The organism is uncultured Aquimarina sp., from assembly GCF_947492965.1.
GTDB lineage: Bacteria > Bacteroidota > Bacteroidia > Flavobacteriales > Flavobacteriaceae > Aquimarina.
In genome coordinates, this window is the sequence record NZ_CANLOZ010000006.1 from 97,777 (window position 1) to 119,141 (window position 21,365).

The window sequence follows — 21,365 nt, forward strand, 5'->3', positions numbered from 1 at the left end:
TTTATACATAGAAACAAAAACAAATTACCTTCTATGTATATGTGAATATAAATCCTCTACCTAATAAATGCAAGTTTATTTGTCGGTTATTTTACTTCAAAAGGAACCTTTTCTATTTGCCCTCCTTTGCTTATAACTACCTCATACTTTCCTACAGGAAGGTAATATTTTCCATTTTTCTTTTTGGAAACTTCCTCATCTGGAAACTCTTTTAGTAAAGCTTTTCTTCCTTTTTCCGAAATTGTAAGATCATACTCAGCGTAATTAAGCCCTTTATCCGAATCTGAGTAAAACTCTCTTAATGTTTTGCCATTGGGAGTGATTATTTTTATAGTAACAGACTCTGCACTATTCGTATAATACTTCACTATTGTAGAAGGTTCATATGCTTCTAACCATTTACTCCAAGAGCTTCCCCATCTTGGAGATGCTTTTATCGAACTCATTGGGAAAAGATACAAACCAGATGTAAGCACCTTAGAACTTAACTTTTGTAAAGGCTCTATATTTGTTTTGTAAATACTTCTACCGTGAGTTCCTAAGAGCAGATCATTTGCTTCTGGTTGTATAACAATATCATGAACAGCTACGTTCGGAATTCCTTTAGAAAAAGCCTGCCATGTCTTTCCTCTATCTAATGAAACATAGGCTCCATTATCAGAACCAACATACAAAACATCCTCATTCTTTGGATCTTCTTTAATCACATTAACCGAGGATATTGGTAATTCTTTTCCTATGTTTTTCCAAGTTTGTCCATAATCATCACTCATATATACATAAGCACTAAAATCATCCCAGCGATATCCATTAAGAGTCACATATACACGTTCTTTTTTATGAGAAGAAGCGATAACCCTCGATACCCATAAATCTTTAGGTAAACTATTAGAAATTTTAGTCCAATTGCCTCCGGAATTTTTGGTTACGTACACTAATCCATCATCACTTCCAGTATATATTAAACCGAACTGAAATATAGATTCAGAAATAGATGTTAATGTTCCGTAAGCTACATTTCCTTTTTTACCTCCATTAGTAAGGTCTCCAGAAATTGCTGTCCAATCATCTCCCTGATTCATGGATCTCATTAATTTATTTCCTCCGAAATACAAGATATCTTGATTATGTGGAGACAATAAAATTGGTGTTTGCCAATTAAATCGATAAGGAGACTCTCCCAACTCATGTTTCGGTTGAATGTATGTTTGCTCATCCGTAGATCTATCTAATCTAAAATAGTTTCCAAATTGGAATCCTGTATATACAATATCACTATTTCGATTATCGATTTGTACTTGCATTCCATCTCCTCCCATAATACTTTTCCAAGGATAATGCCCACTTTGATGCCAAGCTACATTTTCTTTTGCTCTAACAGACCCAACCCAAACACCATTATCCTGTAATCCTCCATAAACGTTATATGGTTTTTCATGATCAACATTTATTGCATAAAACTGTCCTACACTTGGCTGGTTTGCTTTTATCCAATTTTCTCCATCATCATAACTAATATTTACACCTCCGTCATTTCCATTAATTAGATGATTTGGGTTTTTTGGATTTATCCAAAGTGCATGATGATCTGCATGTACATTCTCTGCACTGATACTTTTAAAAGTAGCTCCTCCGTCTTTTGATTTTAAAATAGGCACTCCAGAGATATAGATATGATCTTTATTTGCTGGATTCACCTGTATCTGAGCAAAATAATATCCATAACTGTAAAAAATATCATCTAAATATTCTGTGTGTGTTTTCTTCCAGCTTTTACCGCCATCATCACTTCTATAAACTTCAGCACCGATTACGGGTGTATCAAAAAGGGCAGCATTTGCATTTTCTAAATACTTGGCAAGATCAATAGGTTTTACAGAACCGCTACGAACCATTTGCTTCACGTTTTCTGCTCGATATTTTTCTTGGAATCCGTTTGTCTTTAGATAACGATTTAGTTTTTTATCCTCTAAATTTAAAAAAGTATCTACGGACATCGTTTTAAAATCATCTTTTGTAAGTCCTGTACTTTTACTTGTTTCTTTTCCTTTTTCTCTTCTAAATTGACTGTCGTGTACAGCATAAACTGTATTTTCATCAAAAACAGCTAAACCTATTCTTCCTACCCCATTTCCTGTTGGGAAACCACTTCCATCTAATGAAATTTTATTCCAAGTGTTCCCCGCATCTGTACTCTTGTAAATTCCAGAACCAGTTCCGTTTCCTTCAAAATTCCATGCTTTTCGATCCTTATCCCAAGCTGCAGCGTACATAATATTAAAATTACCTGGTGCGTAAGCAACATCAATAATTCCGGTTTCATTATTTACAAACAATGTTTTGTTCCAAGTATTACCTCCATCATTTGTTTTATAAATGCCTCTTTCATCATTTGTAGAGTATAAGTGTCCTGTCACTCCAATAACTACCTCATCAGAATTATTTGGATTGATAATAATTCTTCCTATATGATGTGAATCAATTAAGCCTACATTTTTCCATGACTGTCCTTTATCATCAGATTTAAGAATTCCAATTCCGGCATAAGAAGATCTTGAGGAATTATTTTCTCCAGTACCTACCCAGATAGTTCCTTTTTTCCAGTCTACCGCAATATCTCCTACATTAATGGTTTCAGCATTATCTAAAATTGGTTCGAATGTTGTTCCGTTGTTTTTAGTATACCATAATCCTCCCGAAGCGTAACCAACATAAAACTCTGCTGTATTTTGTGGGTTTACATCTACATCTACTACACGACCACTCATTACCGAAGGACCAATGTTTTCGAACGGAACATTTTTTACAATTGATGATTTTTCTAATTGTGCTTTCTGCAGCAATCCTTTCTGTATCTCTTGCGCATTCGTTGCATTTTGTTGAGAGAATGAAGAAATACTTGCAAAAAACAGCAATAAGATAGTTGAGATGTGTGTTTTCATGATGATCGAAATTTAGTTGGCTGAAAGTATAGAATGCTAAAGTAGTGTCAAAATTTTTAGATATTGTTTAACAATACATCTTTTGGGCTTTAGTATTTTTGAAGTCACATAATATACATTAAAGACTTTATATCAAATGAAATATCACCAAATAGATAAAAATCTTTTCATTAAAAATAGAAAGAATTTTGCAGCACAGATGAAACCAAATAGTATTGCGGTTTTTAATAGTAACGACATATATCCTATTAGTGCTGATAGCACAATGCCTTTCGAGCAACACAGAGATATTTTTTATTTAAGTGGTGTAGATCAAGAAGAAAGTATTTTGGTGTTATTCCCAGATGCTCCACACGAAAAGCACCGTGAAATGCTTTTTCTCAAAGAAACAAGTGAACTTATTGCTATTTGGGAAGGAGAAAAGTTAACGAAAGAAAAGGCTTTTGAAACTTCTGGAATCAAAACCGTGTATTGGTTACAGGATCTCGAGAAAATCTTTTTTGAGATTATGACACAATGCGATACTGTTTATGTTAATACCAACGAACATTACAGAGCAAATGTAGAAACAGAGACAAGAGAAGATCGTTTTACCAAATGGTGGAAAGCAAAATATCCTGCTCATTCAGTAGCAAAGAGTAATCCAATTTTACAAAGATTACGTTCTGTGAAAGATCCTATTGAGATTGACCTTATGCAAACCGCCTGTAATATCACTGAAAAAGGGTTCAGAAGATTACTCAATTTTGTAAAACCTGGTGTTTGGGAATATAATATAGAGGCAGAACTATTGCATGAATTTATTAATCACAGATCCAAAGGTTTTGCGTATACACCTATTATTGCTAGTGGAAACAATGCTAATGTTTTACATTATATAGAGAATAATCAGCAATGTAAGGAAGGGGAGCTTATATTAATGGATATAGCTGCTGAATATGCCAATTATTCTAGTGATTTAAGTAGAACTATTCCTGTTTCTGGTAAATTTACAGATCGTCAGAGAGCTGTATATGATGCTGTATTACGAGTAAAAAATGAAGCTACCAAAATGCTAGTCCCTGGAACGATTTGGGCAGATTATCATGTGGAAGTAGGAAAAATTATGACTTCAGAGTTATTAGGCTTAGGACTAATAGACAAAGCAGACGTTCAAAATGAAAATCCAGATTGGCCAGCATATAAGAAATACTTTATGCATGGAACCTCTCATCATATTGGTTTGGATACTCATGATTACGGAATTCTAACAGAGCCAATGCAAGCAAATATGGTATTTACAGTGGAGCCAGGTATTTATATTCCTGATGAAGGTTTTGGAATACGATTAGAAGATGATGTAGTTATTCGGGAAAAAGGAGAACCTTTTAATCTAATGGCTAATATTCCAATAGAAGCTGATGAAATCGAGGACTTAATGAATAAATAATAAACAAAATACACGTATAGAACGTAAAACCCTTGATGACTTTTTAATCATCAAGGGTTTTTTTATGATCTTATTTTGAAAATTTAGAGAATATTTATATCCGTTTGTTCGTTGGATATAAAATATTTAGAGAACACGAATGCAACGAATGAAAATTACAGCAGGTCATCAACAAGCTATGCCTTATCTAGTTGTTGAAAATGCAGATGACTTTATTGATTTTATAAGAAAAATATTTAACGCACAAGAAATGGTGCGTAAAGTAGATACTTCTTATAAAATTGAACACTCCGAAGTAATGATTGGTGATGCTACCATCATGATTACTGAAGCTTCTAAAGCCTATCCTGCTCAAAACACATCTATGTATGTTTATGTTAAGGATACTGATCAAACATACTTTAATGCTATAGATGCAGGCGCTATTTCGCTAATGCAACCTATGCAAGAAGATCATGGAGCTCGAGCTGCAGGCTTTAAAGATCCTTACGGCAATACCTGGTGGATTGCTACACTAAATTAATCACACCCTAGATCTACTCTAGAAGTATCATCATTATTTGGAAAACAACTTCCAGAGATAATAGCATCAGGAACATATCTATTCAATTCCGGATCTCGTAAACCGTTGGTTATAAATGCCGTCATATCATCTATTTCCTCTTCAGTAAGATTAATAGTTCCAAATTGAGATGCCAAATTTTCTGAAGGCACTTCCGCTTTTTGAGGAACACCGTTGTTTTTATACTCGATTACTTCTTTTACCGATGTAAAAGTTCCTCCATGTCCATAAAAACCATTATCCACTAGATTGTATAATGTTGGTGTTTTAAATTTATAATCATCATCTGGATTATTAGTAAAACCACCTCTTCCTCTTTTTACTTTATCCATATTGGCATTAAACAATAATAAAGCATCACTGGTATTTGCAAAATCATCCATTCCATATGCATGAAAACCTTTGTCATTTAGTGCAGGCCCCGTATGACATTCATAACATTTTCCTTTTCCAAAAAACACGATAGCACCTTTTTTCTCACTCTCATCTAAAGCATTAGTATTTCCTTTTAACCAATCTTGCCAAGGAGATCTATTTGCTAATAAAGTTCTTTCATATGCTGCCATCGCCAAAGCACCATTATGTTTAGTATATCTTTCATTTTCTGCTACATCTGGGAATGCAGCATCAAAAAGTTCTTTATAACCAAAAGTATTTACAAAATCATCATCTATTTGTAATCGATGTACTTTCTGACCTTTAATTGCCTGAACCTCTATTCCTTGTAAGCCCAAGAAATTCTCCTCAATCTCAGTCCAACTAGCTTCCGTTCCTGCATTAGTTCCGGTTCCACCAAACTGACCATTCCACAGCATAACATCCTGATACGCTACATTTAAAATTGTTGGTGATTTAATTGGTTGCACATCTATTGAATCAACAGGAACATTGGTATTCACTACTCTCTCTTCACCCCTTATTCCAAAACCAACTCCACATTCTCCAATTCCTTGTCTTATACCTGCTCCAAAACCTGCTGCTGCCTGATGACAAGAAGCACAAGAATAAGTTCCTTTCATAGCATCAATTTTAGGAACACCTCCTGTAGCTGTTTCATGAAGTAACAGTTTACCTAAAGTCACTTTTTCCGAAGTAATAGGATTTAAAGGATCTTGTGGAATACTAGCATAATCATCGCTCTCTGGTAGTATAAAAAAAGATACACCTTCTCCATCAGAAGCATTATCCAAAGCGTTTAATAACTCAGCATCTAAATTAGACGTAATCGGAATATAATCATCTTTAGTACAAGACGATATCAGCAATACAATTGCTGAAAAAAAAGTTAGTTTTTTCATTAGTTTTTGTTTTCCCTATTGTTATGAATCCCCAATTCTTAACATTTATTCTTAAATAAATGTTAAAGAGCGCGAATTTAATAAAAAAATAGATTGGAAAGACCTTTTGGTGCTTAAAAAACTATGCTTACTGTTTAGCTTTCAAAAGTTTGATTAAAATTGAACTAACGATAAAAGTCGTTATCGCTGGTAACAACCATGCGAGACTATAGATACCAAGTGGAATAATTTCTAGAATCGGTTGAACCTGATCTTTGAAGCCTATCGAAGCCAAAAAATCTGGTAAACTAAATAATATGGTTACCAAAACTACAGATTTAAAAACAGCTACAGGCGCTAATTTGTCTGGCAAGACATTTAATAAAATTAATACAATAGTTATTGGATAAATAAACATTAATGCAGGAATAGCAACTACAATAATATCGTGTACATCAAGCTGTCCCATAACAACTCCAAGAACACAACCAATCACTGCAGTTATTACATATGCTTGATGAGATTCTTTAAAAACACCTTTAATAAAATCTGCAGTCCCTGTTACAATACCTACTGCTGTTGTAAAACATGCTAAAGACACTAAAACACTTAAAAAAGTACTTCCAATGTTTCCCAAGGTTTGTAAACTTAACCCTGATAACAATTCAGTGCGACTTATTTCTTTTTCAAAAGTTCCATTAAAAAGTGCTCCATTAAATATTAATCCTGCATAAACGATAAACAAACCAATACCAGCAATCAATCCTGCATCTCTAATCAATCTTCTATTCTCTTCAAAACTTTGTTTTCCTTTCAATTTAAGTGAGATGATAACCACTCCTCCGACAACAACAGCCCCAATAGCATCAAAAGTTTGATAACCTTCTAGCAATCCCTTTATAATGGGTGTTTCGAAATCTGAAATATTCATAGGTACATGTTCAGAAAACATTCCAATACATATGATACTCAGAATTACTATAAATATAATTGGAGTCAAAAACTTACCTAGTACAGTAAGAATTTTAGAACGATTTAATACAAAAAATAAAACAATACCAAAGTAAACACTACTTGTTAGCAGAGAGCTAGATCCAAAAAAAGGTTGAATCGCCATTTCATGAGTAACCGACGCAGTTCTTGGTGATGGCAATGAAATGGAAATCGCATATACTATAAAACAATATATTAAACTAAATGTAGGTGAAACCTTTTTTCCAAAGTCTAACATTGTTCCCTGCAACCTGGCATGAGCAAAAATACCAAGCAAGGGTAACAACACGGCTGAAATTACAAAACCTATCGTTACCCAAAACCACATATCTCCTGCCTTAAAACCAAGACTTGGCGGTAGTATCAGATTACCAGCTCCGAAAAACATAGAGAACAAAGCAAATCCAGTAATAAAAGTTTCTTTATTTAGTCTCATTTGGTTAGGTTTATATTGTTTTGCAAATAATATGAAAGTTGAAATATAAAATTTCCAGATGACATTAGCATATAAAGGAATTGAAATTAATTATACCATTACTGGGAAAGGTGCACCTTTGGTTTTATTACATGGTTTTCTAGAAAATCTAAAAATGTGGGACGAAATTATTGTAGATATTTCTAAAAAATATACTTGCATTGCTATTGATTTATTAGGTCATGGAAATACAGACTGTATTGGCTACATACATAGAATGGAAGATATGGCTCATGCTGTTAAAGCTGTATTGGATATTTCTATAAATACAACCCCTGTATTCATAGGTCATTCTATGGGTGGATATGTTTCCTTAGCATATCTAGATTTATTTCCAGACGAGATATCAGGGTTAGTATTATTAAACTCTACCTCATTTCCTGATAGTGAAGAAAGAAAGATAAATCGAAGTCGAGCTATTGCTATTGTTAAAAAAAACCCTAATGCATACACCAGTATGGCGATTGCAAATCTTTTTGCCGAAAAAAACCGTGAAGCCTACAAGAATCAAATCGAAAAAATCAAAATTGAAGCTTCTAAAACTCCTCTTCAAGGAATAATAGCTGCCTTAGAAGGAATGAAAATTAGAAAAGACCACACCGAAACATTACATAAATTTGAAGGTGATAAAATTATCTTTAGCGGAAAAAAAGATCCTGTTTTATCTTATCAACAAAGCGTAAACGAATCCGAACTATGTAAGACAGATTTAATAGTATTGAATGGTGGACATATGTCATATATAGAAAACAAACAGGATATCATCAAATCATTACTCGATTTCTTGCCGTAAAAAATAGATTATTTCCGCTTTTTTTAACAATCTAACAACTTACAAAAAACACCATGTGAAAATCATAATTTTATCGATGAAATGCATTTTAACGGGGCAAAGTTGCTATAAAATACACTTTTTGGTCAAAAAATAGCATTTTTACAAAAAATTTTCTTACAAATTATTGTTAATAACTAAAAAAATGTTATTATTGTATTGATTATGAACTTTTAACCCCCACAAAAATGAAGAAACATACCCCCCGTTCGTCATTCTCCGTATCAAAAATGTATTGCGCTTTATTCGGTCATAATTATGTAATGTCTAAACAAGTTACGCACCATATAAAAGAATATACTTGTTCTCATTGTGGCGAACAAGCTACTACCAATAGTAGAGGAAGATTGGAAGTTATGACACCAAAATTAAAAGAGATCAATGATGCCTTAGCTTCTGTTCACGAAAAAAAGATTGCTAAAAGTAAAAATAAGATAAACTTACAAGCTGCTTCTTAAATTATTCTTTTATCGGATTCCATCCCTGCGCAGTTAATTGTATCTTTTCATTGGCTCTAGTTATTAGTCCCATTCCACTTTTTTTATCGGTTATATGACCTATAACTGTAAGATTAGGATTTGCTTTAATCTTTGGAAAATCTTCTTGCTTTATTGTAAACAGTAATTCATAATCTTCTCCTCCGCTAAGAGCAACCGTTGTACTGTTCAATTTAAATTCTTCACACGTAGATATAACAACTGGATCTAAAGGTATTTTTTCTTCATACAAATGTACTCCAACTTCTGATTTTGTGCACAAATGAATAACTTCTGAAGATAAACCATCGCTTATATCAATCATACTAGTTGGTTTTACTTCTAATGCTTTTAAAAGTTCTACAATATCTTTTCTTGCCTCAGGTTTTAGTTGCCTTTCAATTAAATAAGAATACTGATCCAGATCAGGTTGAGAATTAGGGTTGGCTTTATATACTTGTTTTTCTCTTTCTAAAATTTGCAATCCTAAATACGCAGCTCCTAAATCTCCAGAAACTACTAAAAGATCATTTTCTTTGGCACCATCTCGATATACAAGATCATCCCCATTCGCATAGCCCACAGCAGTAACGCTTATCATTAAACCCGTTGTGGAGGAAGTGGTATCCCCACCTACCACATCTATCTTATATATTTTTGCTGCCGTTTGAATTCCTGCATATAACTCTTCTAACGCTTCTAGAGGAAACCTATTAGAAACAGCAATCGAAACCGTAATTTGTGTCGCGGTAGCATTCATGGCATATACATCAGATAAATTTACCATTACCGCCTTATACCCCAAATGCTTTAGAGGAACATAAGAAAGATCAAAATGTACTCCTTCGATTAGTAAGTCAGTAGTTAAAACACATTTTTTATCTTTAAAATCTAGTACTGCCGCATCATCTCCAATTCCTCGAATTGTAGATTCATGAATTATTTCAAAATGCTTACTTAAATGGTCTATCAATCCAAACTCTCCTAATTCCGCAAGAGAAGTTCTTGGTGTATTTTTATCTTCAATCATACCTGCAAAGGTAGGCAACAAAGAAATTGTATGACATAAAAAAATCCCGAAAAATCGGGATTTCAACATTTAAGAATCTAATTACAGACATTCCCTTTCATAATTAATTGCTTCCATATTCTGAATAATTCCCGATTTATCAATAAACGGTGTATCCGATATAATAGTTACTTTATAACTTCCTTCAGATCCAGCACTTAATCCCCAATCTCTCGCAACCGAGAAATTATAAATGGCCGTTTCGCTTATAGTAATATTCGTAAGCGAAATTTCTTCATTCTGATCTGTACAACCATAATAACTTACCTCTCCATTATTTAATAGATTAGGACCTCCGAATTGCCCAAATTCTACCGATAAATCTAAGGATACCGTAGAATTTCCAGTAATATCCTCTACACTAACAGATATTTTAGAGTCTTTTTTTAATTCAAATTGATAAATATGCTCACACGTCTGTCCTAATTCGCATAACCACTTGCCTTCTTTCTCAAATAAAGTAACTTCAGGAGTAACTGTGGATATATCATCATCTTTAGAACACCCTACACTTAAGACTATCAAAAATAAAACCCATGCTTTTTTCAAAATTCTCATTTCCATTTTTTTGATTTTTTATCGTTTAACACCCCTATATCAACAATGATTAATTTTTGTTACCTTTTGGACAATTTTTTAGAAAAAAGAGATTACATATTTCTATTTAACAGTTTTTTTAGGGTATTCTCAAAGTTATCTGTTATATAAATATGCATCCTCATTAATTTTAGTAAACTATTTATGAAAAAGGTCTTAAATGCATTAATAAGTACTATAATCCTATTACTATTTCTGAATTGTAGTAATGATGATGATAATGGTAATCCGATAACACCTATCGATCCTATTAGTTGTTCAAACGAAAGTGATGGAGGTATTTATGAAAGTTGTGGTATTGATTTTGTATCATCGATCTCATTATCAGAAATGAGTGCTTCTTCAGGAAATGATAGTTGGGGATGGACAGATGCTACAACTGGTAAAGAGTATGCTATTATGTGCCTTGACAATGGAACAGCCTTTATAGATATATCCACTCCAGAGAGCCCTGTCTATTTGGGAAAACTTCCTACGGCCACTCAAAGTAGTCCATGGCGTGATGCTAAAGTATATCAGGATCATGTTTTCATAGTAAGTGAAGCTCCTGGACATGGTATGCAGGTTTTTGATCTAACAACCCTTAGAAACGTGACCAATCCTCCTCAAACTTTTACAGCTAATACAACCTACACTGGTTTTGGAAATGCTCATAATATCGTAATAAATGAACAAAGTGGTTTCGCTTATGGCGTAGGAACAGCAACCTTTAATGGCGGACCTCATTTTGTGAATATCCAAGATCCTAAAAATCCAGTTGCAGCAGGTGGTTTTATTTCTACAGGAGGAGATGCCTATAGTCATGACGCCCAAGTTGTTACTTATAGTGGTCCTGATACGGATTATACCGGAAGAGAGATTTTAATCGGAAGTAATCAAATTGAAATTGTTATTGCTGATATTACTGATAAAGATAATCCACAAACCATATCAACTATCAATTATGATAATATAGGATATACACATCAGGGATGGTTTACAGAAGATCAAAGATTTTTCTTGTTAGGTGATGAATTGGATGAATCTAGTGTTGGTTTTAATACCAGAACTGTAGTGTTCGATTTTGAAGACCTAGATAATCCCAGGTTTCATATGAATTATTCTGGCACTACTCCAGCTATTGATCATAATGGATATGTAAAAGGAAACAAATTTTACTTAGCAAACTATACAGCAGGTATAAGAATTATAGATATTTCTTCAATCGCATCACAATCCATGGCCGAAATTGGTTTTATAGACACCTTTCCTTCTAATAACAATACTGGTTTTAGTGGGGCTTGGAATGTATATCCCTTTTTTGAAAGTGGAAATATTGTCATAAGTGATATCAATTCTGGATTTATACTTGTTAAAGAAAATAATGATTAACTCAAATTAAAAACACCCTTAAAACCTATAAAATGAAAAAACTTATTTACTTAACGTTTCTAATTTCATCTTTACATATTTATTCTCAAGCCATATGTGAGAATGGAATGGCTGGATCGTTTCCTTGTGATAGTTACGACCTGATGTCTGAAATTTCATTGGGAACCATGAGTGCCACCTCGGGAAATGACAGTTGGGGTTGGACAGATCCAAATACTTCAAAAGAGTATGCCCTTATTGGACTAAATAACGGAACTGCTTTTATTGATATTTCCGATCCTACAAATCCTGTTTATTTAGGTAAGTTACCAACCGCTACAACAAATAGTTCCTGGAGAGATGTAAAAGTATATGAAAATCATGCTTTTATTGTAAGTGAAGCTTCTAATCATGGAATGCAAGTTTTTGACCTTACAAGATTACGAAATGTTAACAATCCTCCCGAAACTTTTACTTCTGATACGAGATATACCGAGTTCGGAAATGCTCATAATATAGTAATCAATGAAGATTCCGGATTTGCATATGCAGTTGGCACGTCTACTTTTGGTGGAGGTCCTCATTTTATTGATATTAGAGATCCTAAAAACCCAGTAGCTGCAGGAGGTTTTATTTCCTCAGGAGGAGAATCATATAGTCATGATGCTCAAGTAGTTACTTATAACGGTCCCGATACTGATTATACTGGAAGAGAAATATTAATTGGTAGTAATGAAATAGAAATTGTAATTGCAGATATTACTGATAAGAGCAACCCTACAACTATTTCTACAATTAGTTATTCTAACGTAGGATATACGCATCAGGGATGGTTTACAGAGGATCAACGCTATTTCCTTTTAGGAGATGAATTTGATGAATCTAGTGTAGGTTTTAATACAAGAACTGTAATTTTTGATTTTGAGGATCTAGACAACCCATCATTCCATATGGATTATAATGGTCCTACGCCATCGATCGATCATAATGGTTATGTAAAGGGTAATTTGTTCTTTTTGGCTAATTATAGATCAGGTCTAAGAGTAGTTGATATTTCGGATATTGCAAACAAAAACATTTTCGAAATAGGATTTTTCGACACCTTTCCTTCGAGTAACAGTGCCGCATTTAATGGTGCGTGGAATGTATATCCATATTTTGATAGTGGGAATATTGTGATCAGTGATATTGAAAGAGGGTTTTTATTAGTTAGAGAAAGTAATACGCTAAGTATCGATAATTTTGACGTGAAATCAAATTTTGCACTTTATCCAAACCCTGCTCACTCTAGTGTTACCATACAAAGTGGTAGTTCTAATAGTCTAGAAAAAATAGAGATTTATAATGTTTTAGGTAAAAAAATAACTCAAATTGATAATCTTAACAGTACTAAAAATGTTACGCTTCCTTTAGATTATTCGCCTGGAATGTACCTAGTGAAAATTAATGATATCACTAAAAAACTAATCATAAATTAATTCAAAAATTTCAACTAATTGTTGAATTTTAAAAAACAAAAAAGGTTTAATAATTCATAAAAACAAAAAACAGTATAATACAATTAAATACTGATTATAAGATGGTTAAACCAGCGAAATAGTGCGGAAAGCTAGGAACGATTTTGGGATTTTTTAGTTTAATTTTGTGTAAATGGCTAGTTTTTAAAAAACTAGAATAACTAACTTCTAATTACACAAACTCATGAAAAAACTCACCCTAGCCTTAGGCTTTGTGGTATTCACCACTATTTGCCAAAGCCAAACGCCTTGTACCAACGGATTTGCTGGTTCTTACCCTTGTGACGACTATGATCTTATGTCTAGAATTTCACTTTCTCAAATGAGCGCAAGTTCAGGAAATGATAGTTGGGGATGGACAGATTCTCAAACATCTAAAGAATATGCTATTATTGGTCTCAATAATGGTACAGCATTCATAGATGTGTCTAACCCAACCAATCCTATTTACCTCGGAAAATTACCCACAGCAACGGGTAACAGTTTATGGAGAGATGTAAAAGTTTATAGCGATCATGCTTTTATAGTAAGTGAAGCATCTGGTCATGGTATGCAGGTTTTTGATCTTACCAGATTACGTAATGTTTCCAATCCACCTGTTACTTTTTCAGCAGATAGTAGATATACAGAATTTGGTAACGCTCATAACATTGTTATCAATGAGGATTCTGGATATGCCTATGTTGTAGGAGCACAAAGAGGATCAGGCCCCTACAATGGCGGACCGCTGTTTATAAACATTCAGGACCCTAAAAACCCAGTAAACGCTGGTGGATTTTTATCCGGAGGACAAAGAGCATATACTCACGATGCTCAGGTAGTTACATACAATGGTCCTGACTCAGATTATACTGGTAGAGAAATTCTTATCGGTAGTAATGAAATTGAAGTAGTCATAGCAGATATTACCAATAAATCCAACCCTGTAACTATTTCTACAATTCGATATTCAAATATTGGTTATGTTCATCAAGGTTGGTTTACCGATGATATGCGATACTTCTTATTAGGAGATGAAACAGATGAACAAGGTGTAGGTTTTAATACTCGGACCATTATTTTTGATTTTCAAGATTTAGATAACCCTCAACAGCATATGATCTACAATGGACCTACAGCTGCTACAGATCATAATGGATATGTAAAAGGGGACAAATTTTATTTAGCAAATTATAGAGCTGGATTTAGAGTAATCGATATTTCAGATATTGGAAATACCAACATTAATGAAGTCGGATTTTTTGATACTTTTCCTTCAAGTAATAGCGCTTCTTTTAATGGCGTTTGGAATGTATATCCCTATTTTGCTAGTGAAAACATTGTCATTAGTGATATAGAAGGAGGGTTTTTCTTAGTAAGAAAAAGCGAGCCTGGAGATGGTGGAGGAGATGATTGTTCATCAGTGGTCACTAGCTTCCCATTCGAAGAGAGCTTCGAATCTAGTTTTGGTGCATGGGAAAATGCTTCTGGCGATGATCTTAATTGGACCAGAGATTCCGGAGGAACTCCCTCTAATGGAACAGGTCCAAGTGCAGCTGCAGACGGTAATACTTATATTTATGTGGAGGCTTCTGGGAATGGAACGGGATATCCAAATAAAAGTGCAATTCTAAATTCTCCTTGTCTTAACTTTACCAATCTTTCCTCACCGAGTTTAGATTTTCAATACCATATGTTAGGTAGCGCAATTAATTCTCTATCCGTTGAAGCCCGAGTAGATAATCAAGGGAGTTGGTCTTCTATTTTTAATAGAAATGGAGATCAAGGAAATAACTGGAATAATGCAAATGTTGATCTTTCTGCGTATGCTGGTGAAGCAAGTGTGCAATTACGTTTTAGTGTGTTAACAGGAAGTGGAAATCAAGGATGGCAGAGTGACATTGCGATTGATGCCATTAGTATTTCAGATGGCACTAATCCTCCTCCACCAACCTGTGATAGTATAGATTTTAGAGACTTTCAGATTAATTCATTCTCTAATCAGGATGCTGCAGGAGATTTTAGCGTAAATAGTAGCGGAACTACACTTTCTTTAACGAACAATACTTGGAAATATATTCCTTTTAATTATACGGTTACTTCCAATACAGTTATTGAATTCGAATTTAGAAGTTCTTCTCAAGGAGAAATTCATGCTGTAGGTTTCGAAAATGATAACAGTTTAACCTCTAGTAGATATTTTAAAGTTCACGGAACTCAGAATTACGGTGTTACCAATTACGATAATTATTCTGGTAGCGGTTTTACAACTTATGTAATTCCTGTAGGAAGTTTTTATACAGGTACCATGGATCGTTTAGTATTTATAAATGATAACGATAGTGGTTCTGGTAATAATTCAGATTTTGCTTCGGTAAAAATTTATGAAGGTTCTTGTACAAGATCTAATAGCGAGCAAGTGGTAACTGCTAATATTATTCCTGTTTTTGGTGATGAAGACGAAGATATTTTGGCTTTAAAAATGTATCCAAATCCAGTATCTGGACAGACTTTAGAAGTGTTTTTAAATACGGATCAAACGGCATCTTACGAAATTATATCTGTTTCAGGACAATTGATGAGTCAAGGAACCGTTACCAAAACAATTGATGTTTCAGGTTTGAATCCTGGAGTGTACCTTTTAAAGTTTTTTAATGATACCAATCAAGTTATTAAACGATTAGTAAAAAGATAAAAATCAAAAATAACAAATGCGTAATTCTAAGTTCTTTTATAAAATTCTTTTAATTTTTATCACTTCAATTTCCGTTGGGTGCAGCAGTGATGATGGAGGTACTGATCCTACAATTCCTACTAATCCTGATGATGGTTTTCAGGGAACAGTAGATTGGATTAAAACCTTTGGAGGAAGTCAGGAAGATGAAGCACTATCTATAGTTCAATCTTCCGATGGAGGATATGCCGTTTTTGGATATACCCAAAGTACAGATGGAGATATTACCGATAAAACCGCAACCGATAGTGATTTTTGGGTATTAAAACTTACTGAAGATGGTTCCATAAGCTGGAGTAAAACCTATGGAGGTACTGGAGATGATCGAGGAGAAAAGATTATACAAACAGTAGACAATGGATATGCTTTGGTTGGATATAATAGAAGCAATGATGGAGACGTAACCGAAAATGCAGGGTTGCAGGACTATTGGATCGTAAAAATAGATGCTTCAGGAAACCTACAATGGGAGAAATCTTTTGGGTTTCCTGGTATTGATCGTGCATTTTCGGTAGTCCAAACAAATGATGGTGGTTATTTTATCACAGGATTTTTAGACGTTACCGCTAGTAATGGCGATGGAAACGATAATAAGACTTTTTTCGAAAAACATGGCGTTGGAGAATTTTGGGGTATTAAACTAGATGCCTCTGGAAATACAGAATGGAGACGTTATTTTGGAGGAACCGATAATGATCGTAGCTATGATGCTGTGCAGACCGAAGATGGAGGCTACCTAATGATTGGCTCTTCAGAAAGTGTAGACTTTGATATTACCAATAGCCAGGGAAGCTATGACTTTTGGTTAGTTAAAGTAAATTCTGAAGGAACAAAAATCTGGGAAAAATCATTCGGCGGTACCGAAATTGATGTGGCATATGCCATTGCTTCAGACGGAAACGGGAAATATGTTATTGTCGGTGACGCTCGTAGTAATGATGGTAACATAACCAATGCCAATGGAAATGCTGATTTATGGATGATTCAGATTGATGGAAATGGTAATCTTATTTGGGAAAAATCTTTAGGAGGAACCCAATTCGATACAGGAAGAGGAATTTATCCCATACAATCCGGAGGCTTTGTAATCACTGGAAATTCACGTAGCAATGATATTGATGTAGATCAAAACAAAGGACAAAGTGATGTATGGACTATGTTAATTGATAACAACGGAAACGTCATCTGGAAAAACTCTCTTGGAGGAACTGAAGAAGAATTTGCCACAGGTGTCATCCAAACATCGGATAATAAAATTGTTGTGGCAGGAAGTTCTGCTAGTAATGATGGTGATATTACGGAAAATAAAGGGGCAAAAGATGCCGTTATCATAAAATATAAATAAACTAAAATTAAAACCTCGCACATGAAAAAAATCGTATTTGCACTACTGGCTTTAACTATTGTATTTGCCTGTAAAGATGACAATGAAACAGATACAGTAGAAGCTGGAACTATAAATCTAGAGTTTGCTAATACTATCGACAATAATCCCATTGTACTCAACTCAACTTCGTATACTAATCAAAGTAACGAAAGCTATACTATTGCGGAATTGAAGTACATCATTAGTAATATTGTTTTCATAAAAGAAAATGGTGATGAATTTACCTATCCAGTAGCCGATAGTTACTTTTTAATTAATGAAGAAGTACCTGCTTCTAAACAATTCGAACTTGGTAGTATTGACGCTGGAGTATACACCAAAATCAGATTTGGTTTTGGAGTAGATCAAAGTAATTATCCACTAAATGGAGTTGCTAATTTTATACCTACTGCAGAAGAACAAGGAATGTTATGGTCTTGGTCTGCAGGTTATAAATTTCTTAAATTTGAAGGCTCATATACTCCTCAAGGCGGAACCGCGAGTGATTTTATTTTACACATAGGTAGCCATGGAGAAACGCTAGATAATTATAAAGAAATTACATTAGACTTAATTAGTCCTATTAACGTTAATGGAAATACATCAACAATTAATGTTAATGCTGATGTTGCTAAAATATTTGATAGCACGAATACACATTCATTAGAAGATAAAAGTGATATTCAGGTAGATCCAGAAAACGCACCAAAAATCGCCACGAACGTGCAAACTATGTTCGAAATTCAATAAATAAACTGATAGATGAAATATTTTGTGTCAATAGGGATTTTTATATGCTTCTTTACTTCTTGTAGTTCAGATAAAGGAGAATATATCCCTATTGATCAAAATCCAAAACTAGAATTCGAAATTCCATCTAATTTTCCAGATCTTGATTATGATTTAAGTTCTAATCCTCCTACAGAAAAAGGATTTGAGCTTGGTAAAAAACTATTTTATGATGGCAGGCTAGCTTCAGATGGTGTTGTTTCTTGCGGGTTTTGTCATATCCAAGATTTTGCGTTCACACATCATACCCATATTGTAAGTCATGGAGTGGATGGTGCATTGGGAACACGAAATGCACAACCTCTGCACAACCTTGCGTTTATGAAAGAATTTACTTGGGATGGAGCTGCCATGCATTTAGATCTACAACCGATAATACCCATAACTGCAGAGGTGGAAATGAATGAAACCTTTTCAAGTATCATCAAAAAAATTGAAGAAGAGCCAGAATACGTTCAACTATTTGAACTAGCTTTTGAAAATAAAGAAATTAATTCTGAAAACATTCTTCGGGCACTCTCACAATTTATGATTATGATGGTTTCCGCAAATACCAAGTATGATAAAATCGAGCGTAATGAAGGTGCTGTTTTTACAGAACAAGAGGCAGCTGGTTTCGAACTATTTAAATCTAAATGTGCCTCTTGCCATGCTGGAACTTTGTTTACTGATCAATCGTACAGAAACAATGGTCTTCCGATCGATCCACAATACAATGATATAGGAAGAAAAAGAGTAACAGGATTAGAGTCTGACATCTACAAGTTTAAAGTACCAACACTAAGAAATATAGAGCTTACATTTCCATACATGCACGATGGAAGATTAAAAACATTACAAGATGTTTTGGATCATTATAGTGATGGTATGGTAGATTCTGAAACCTTAGATCCTACTTTCAAAAACTCAGACAATACGATTAAAGGAATTCCAATGAGTCAAGAAGAAAAAGAACAGATTATTGCCTTTTTAAAGACTCTTACAGATGACGATTTCCTAAATGACAATCGCTTTTCCGAATTTTAATCTCCTTTTTTATATTATAATAGATATTGCCTATTCTAATATATGTTAGATAAATGTTAGGTTATGTAAATAAAACCTACATATGTAGTATATTTGCAATCAATTTAGAATTAATCTATTTATAAGAGTATGATTAAGGTATCAGATACAGCTAAAAAGAAAGTCGTAGAGTTGATGACAGATGATGGGTACGATGTTTCTTCCGATTATATTCGAGTAGGCGTTAAAAGTGGCGGATGTTCCGGCTTATCATATGACTTGAAGTTTGATAAAAATCAAGAAGAAGGAGATAAAGTTTTTGAGGATAATGGTGTTAAAATAATTGTCGACAAAAAAAGCTTTTTATATCTCATCGGTACTACATTAGAATATTCCGGAGGACTCAATGGAACCGGATTCGTTTTTAATAACCCAAACGCTAACAGAACTTGCGGTTGTGGAGAAAGTTTTTCCCTTTAAACATTTAAAATTTATCCTATAAGCATTGCTTGGGATTTCGTAAGATGGCATATACTGAAGACGACTTAAAAAAAGAACTAGAGACCAAAGAATACGAGTATGGATTTTATACAGATATAGAATCTGATACATTCCCTGTTGGTTTGAATGAGGATATTGTTCGTGCAATTTCAGAAAAAAAGAATGAACCAGAGTGGATGACCGAATGGCGATTAGAAGCCTTTCGCGTTTGGGAACAAATGGAAGAACCAGAATGGGCTAATGTAAATTATGAGAAGCCTAATTTTCAGGATATCTCCTACTACTCTGCTCCTAATAAAAAACCAAAATATAATAGTCTTGATGAAGTAGATCCAGAACTATTGGATACTTTTAAAAAACTTGGAATTTCTTTAGACGAACAAAAAAAATTAGCTGGAGTAGCAGTAGACATCGTTATGGACTCTGTTTCTGTAGCTACTACGTTTAAAGAAACCCTTGCAGAAAAGGGTATTATATTTTGTTCCATTTCTGAAGCTATACAAGAACATCCGGAACTTGTAAAAAAACATATTGGTACCGTTGTGCCACAAAAAGATAATTTCTACGCGGCATTAAATTCTGCTGTGTTTAGTGATGGATCTTTTTGCTACATTCCTAAAGGAGTTAAGTGTCCTATGGAATTATCTACTTACTTTAGAATTAATCAGGCAGGTACTGGTCAGTTCGAAAGAACTTTAGTGGTAGCTGATGAAGGAAGTTATGTGAGTTATCTAGAAGGTTGTACCGCTCCATCCAGAGATGAAAATCAATTACACGCAGCAGTTGTAGAACTAATAGCATTAGATGATGCAGAGATTAAATATTCTACCGTTCAAAACTGGTATCCAGGAAATTCTGAAGGAAAAGGTGGTGTATTTAATTTCGTTACCAAACGTGGTATATGTGAAAAGAATGCTAAAATTTCATGGACTCAGGTAGAAACAGGATCTGCTGTAACATGGAAATATCCTTCTTGTGTTCTAAAAGGAGATAATTCTGTTGGAGAATTTTATTCCATTGCTGTGACAAATAATTTTCAGCAAGCAGATACAGGAACGAAAATGATTCATTTAGGAAAAAACACGAAAAGTACCATTATTTCTAAAGGTATCTCGGCCGGAAAATCACAAAATAGCTATCGTGGTTTAGTGCAAATTAATAGCAGAGCTACAAATGCTAGAAATTTTTCTCAATGTGATTCTTTGTTAATGGGCAATGAATGTGGAGCACATACGTTTCCTTATATTGAAGCGAAAAACAAAACCGCTCAAATAGAACACGAAGCGACTACTAGTAAAATTGGTGAAGATCAAATATTTTACTGTAACCAAAGAGGAATCGATACAGAAAAAGCAATTGCTTTAATCGTAAATGGTTTCAGTAAAGAGGTTTTGAACAAATTACCTATGGAATTTGCTGTAGAAGCTCAAAAACTTTTAGAAATTTCTCTAGAAGGTTCTGTTGGATAAAAG

Annotated in this window: 17 protein-coding genes; 12 read left to right on the forward strand and 5 right to left on the reverse strand. The window is 34.0% G+C overall.

The features are described 5' to 3' along the window. Window positions 1-86: 86 nt before the first annotated feature. Window positions 87-2,942: a glycosyl hydrolase gene (locus Q1B37_RS16320; protein ID WP_299900240.1), complete on the reverse strand. Its 2,856-nt coding sequence runs from the start codon at window positions 2,940-2,942 to the stop codon at window positions 87-89. A 136-nt stretch (window positions 2,943-3,078) separates the two neighbouring features. On the opposite strand from Q1B37_RS16320, the gene Q1B37_RS16325 reads away from it, so the two are divergent. Together Q1B37_RS16325 and Q1B37_RS16330 are read left to right on the forward strand one after the other, a co-directional pair. Then, on the forward strand, window positions 3,079-4,371 hold the full coding sequence (locus tag Q1B37_RS16325) for an aminopeptidase P N-terminal domain-containing protein (protein WP_299900243.1): 1,293 nt from the start codon (window positions 3,079-3,081) through the stop codon (window positions 4,369-4,371). Between the two features lie 139 nt (window positions 4,372-4,510). Continuing rightward, entirely contained in the window at window positions 4,511-4,894 is a 384-nt protein-coding gene (locus tag Q1B37_RS16330) for a VOC family protein (protein ID WP_299900246.1), read from the forward strand. Here Q1B37_RS16330 and Q1B37_RS16335 read toward each other — a convergent pair. After that, a complete protein-coding gene (locus tag Q1B37_RS16335; protein WP_299900249.1) occupies window positions 4,891-6,231 on the reverse strand; it encodes a cytochrome c peroxidase in 1,341 nt (446 codons plus the stop codon). The two genes, Q1B37_RS16330 and Q1B37_RS16335, sit on opposite strands and share 4 nt — an antisense overlap. Window positions 6,232-6,358: 127 nt before the next feature. Further along, window positions 6,359-7,639 carry a branched-chain amino acid transport system II carrier protein gene (brnQ, locus tag Q1B37_RS16340; protein ID WP_299900252.1) on the reverse strand — a complete coding sequence of 427 codons (1,281 nt, stop codon included), beginning with the start codon at window positions 7,637-7,639 and terminating at the stop codon, window positions 6,359-6,361. Between the two features lie 58 nt (window positions 7,640-7,697). Between brnQ and Q1B37_RS16345 the strand changes: the two genes are divergently transcribed. Beyond that, on the forward strand, window positions 7,698-8,471 hold the full coding sequence (locus Q1B37_RS16345; protein WP_299900254.1) for an alpha/beta hydrolase: 774 nt from the start codon (window positions 7,698-7,700) through the stop codon (window positions 8,469-8,471). Window positions 8,472-8,698: 227 nt separating this feature from the next. Beyond that, window positions 8,699-8,968, forward strand: coding sequence for a hypothetical protein (locus tag Q1B37_RS16350; RefSeq protein WP_299609808.1), 270 nt, complete (start codon window positions 8,699-8,701; stop codon window positions 8,966-8,968). Between the two features lies 1 nt (window position 8,969). Here the strand turns inward: Q1B37_RS16350 and thiL are convergent, their stop codons facing one another. Together thiL and Q1B37_RS16360 are read right to left on the reverse strand one after the other, a co-directional pair. Continuing rightward, complete coding sequence (gene thiL / locus Q1B37_RS16355; RefSeq protein ID WP_299900257.1) at window positions 8,970-10,016, reverse strand: thiamine-phosphate kinase; 1,047 nt, start codon at window positions 10,014-10,016, stop codon at window positions 8,970-8,972. Between the two features lie 81 nt (window positions 10,017-10,097). Continuing rightward, window positions 10,098-10,613: a hypothetical protein gene (locus tag Q1B37_RS16360; protein WP_299900259.1), complete on the reverse strand. Its 516-nt coding sequence runs from the start codon at window positions 10,611-10,613 to the stop codon at window positions 10,098-10,100. A 183-nt stretch (window positions 10,614-10,796) separates the two neighbouring features. Here Q1B37_RS16360 and Q1B37_RS16365 point away from each other — a divergent pair, with 183 nt between their 5' ends. The 8 genes from Q1B37_RS16365 to sufB all read left to right on the forward strand — a co-directional run bounded on the left by Q1B37_RS16365 (window position 10,797) and on the right by sufB (window position 21,362). Next, window positions 10,797-12,023 (forward strand): choice-of-anchor B family protein, encoded by a 1,227-nt coding sequence (locus Q1B37_RS16365; RefSeq protein WP_299900262.1) that lies wholly within the window; start codon window positions 10,797-10,799, stop codon window positions 12,021-12,023. Between the two features lie 32 nt (window positions 12,024-12,055). After that, entirely contained in the window at window positions 12,056-13,480 is a 1,425-nt protein-coding gene (locus Q1B37_RS16370) for a choice-of-anchor B family protein (RefSeq protein WP_299900264.1), read from the forward strand. 223 nt (window positions 13,481-13,703) lie between these two features. Beyond that, a complete protein-coding gene (locus Q1B37_RS24245) occupies window positions 13,704-16,193 on the forward strand; it encodes a choice-of-anchor B family protein (protein ID WP_366944329.1) in 2,490 nt (829 codons plus the stop codon). 16 nt (window positions 16,194-16,209) lie between these two features. Next, the gene (locus Q1B37_RS16385) at window positions 16,210-17,577 is read left to right on the forward strand and encodes a hypothetical protein (RefSeq protein WP_299900274.1); all 1,368 of its coding nucleotides are present in this window, start codon (window positions 16,210-16,212) and stop codon (window positions 17,575-17,577) included. A gap of 21 nt (window positions 17,578-17,598) precedes the next feature. Further along, window positions 17,599-18,348 carry an MbnP family protein gene (locus Q1B37_RS16390; RefSeq protein ID WP_299900276.1) on the forward strand — a complete coding sequence of 250 codons (750 nt, stop codon included), beginning with the start codon at window positions 17,599-17,601 and terminating at the stop codon, window positions 18,346-18,348. Window positions 18,349-18,360: 12 nt separating this feature from the next. Beyond that, window positions 18,361-19,413 (forward strand): cytochrome c peroxidase, encoded by a 1,053-nt coding sequence (locus Q1B37_RS16395; protein WP_299900278.1) that lies wholly within the window; start codon window positions 18,361-18,363, stop codon window positions 19,411-19,413. Window positions 19,414-19,542: 129 nt separating this feature from the next. Continuing rightward, window positions 19,543-19,872, forward strand: a complete 330-nt coding sequence (locus Q1B37_RS16400; protein ID WP_299609790.1) for an iron-sulfur cluster assembly accessory protein — start codon at window positions 19,543-19,545, stop codon at window positions 19,870-19,872. Between the two features lie 44 nt (window positions 19,873-19,916). Then, window positions 19,917-21,362 (forward strand): Fe-S cluster assembly protein SufB, encoded by a 1,446-nt coding sequence (gene sufB, locus Q1B37_RS16405; protein ID WP_299609787.1) that lies wholly within the window; start codon window positions 19,917-19,919, stop codon window positions 21,360-21,362. Window positions 21,363-21,365 lie beyond the last annotated feature (3 nt).